The 1,519-nt window shown below is 39.5% G+C and carries 2 protein-coding genes; both read right to left on the bottom strand.

Features of this window, described 5'->3' with window-relative positions; genetic code table 11:
• Positions 1-61: 61 nt before the first annotated feature.
• Positions 62-184: a hypothetical protein gene (locus FHS03_RS28485; RefSeq protein WP_260110787.1), complete on the bottom strand. Its 123-nt coding sequence runs from the start codon at positions 182-184 to the stop codon at positions 62-64.
• A gap of 22 nt (positions 185-206) precedes the next feature.
• Positions 207-548, bottom strand: coding sequence for a hypothetical protein (locus tag FHS03_RS27845; RefSeq protein ID WP_183444176.1), 342 nt, complete (start codon positions 546-548; stop codon positions 207-209).
• Positions 549-1,519: the final 971 nt, after the last annotated feature.

Below are 1,519 nucleotides of genomic sequence, written 5' to 3'. Positions count from 1 at the left end.
AATTCAGCATTGGGCAATCTGTCGCCCGCCGTCTATGAACGGAAAATGGCAGTGCGTGAACCTATTGTTGTGTCCGAAATTTCTTGACCACCGCAAACAAATCACATTCCAGCAAGGCTTTCAGGGCTTCATTACGATTATCAATCTCTTCTTGTTCTTGCGCAAATCGTTTAATCAAGGACATTTTTAAACTCCTTTTCATTAATTTATTCGTAGATTTTTGCAACAATATCATACAAATCACTAGCCATTTCAGCGGCTTTTTCATTCTCGATGTCATAGAAATCAACGAGTCCGCCGCCGATTTCAAAGCTAGATTTCTTATTAGAATATTTATGGAAAAGCTCTTTAAATTCTTCAAGGTGCTTATCTTGGTTCTTATCAATCATGCTGTCTCTATCAGCAGTAAACGCAATGTAATCCCAACGAACTACAGCATATTTATTGCCCTTATCAACAACAACATAGGGAATTTGGTCACGTTTGCACCTCTCGTACCAGTCATTTATCGGACCTAAACCGCGCTTCAGTTTTACAAATTTTTGCATTGTAATCTCGCTTGAATTTTGAACCGTGGAGCTACACTCCACACCTGTGTATTCTCAATGGTGGGCCTATTGAGAACGGTTATTTAAAGACAGACATACAGAAGGTATCAACATAATTACGATTGTCTTAGTCTTTGTCTTGGCAATACTCAATTGCGCCTTGTCACCCTAACGTCTTGAAGTCAACATTTGCCAAGTTCAAAAACTGCCAATTCAATTAATTTTAGAGAAATCCTCGCCGCTAATCGTCATTGTTAGAGCTTCCGAACGCCCCTCATTTTCATACTTATCAGCTGTCGGAACATTGACGTTAAACACATACGAAGAGACATTGACATTCTCATTCTACGCTTTTTCCCTAACCGAATTGCAGAAAATCCAGAGCTACTAATTACAGATGAAGCATTCAAAATCGCTTTGGGAGCATAGTTCGCAACGAGTCTATACGAACCGTCATTCTCAACAAACAAATCAACTTGAATTGCATTGTCTGCTTTAGACAAACTATTCTTGATTTCGTCTACTGGGTTTTTCTTTGGTTGTGGTTTCGCTCTTCTTTAGAAATTGGTTGTTGTTGTTCAGCAGTTGCAGAAGCTACTGCAGGAGCAGGATTTTCTTTTCGTTATTGTCTTTGTTTGCCATACCAATAAACAGAAAGCACACAACTAGCCCAGCACCATACAACACAAGTACACGTTCACGAGTTCTAACCGCCTCTTTTAGTACAGCATTAGGATTAATAAGACCGCGCACTAAGCAATAGAGAAGATAAAGAAATACAAGGAATAGTACGACTGTCAAGATATGCCCCTACTTGTTTGTAATAAGTAACCATTTCTCAACGGACATTGTCGCAAAAAATGAGCAACTTTAAAACACCTAGGGAAGCGCTGATCAATTCACCCTTTTAGCGAGATTGGTGCGCAAAAAAGGTGGAACTATGAGCCGATCAAGCATATTTCCGTTCGATT

The sequence above is a fragment of the Pseudoduganella violacea genome, assembly GCF_014191875.1.
In the GTDB taxonomy this organism is placed as follows: domain Bacteria; phylum Pseudomonadota; class Gammaproteobacteria; order Burkholderiales; family Burkholderiaceae_D; genus Rugamonas; species Rugamonas violacea_A.
Note: the sequence above shows the minus strand (reverse complement) of the source record. Positions and strands in the feature narration are given on the sequence as shown.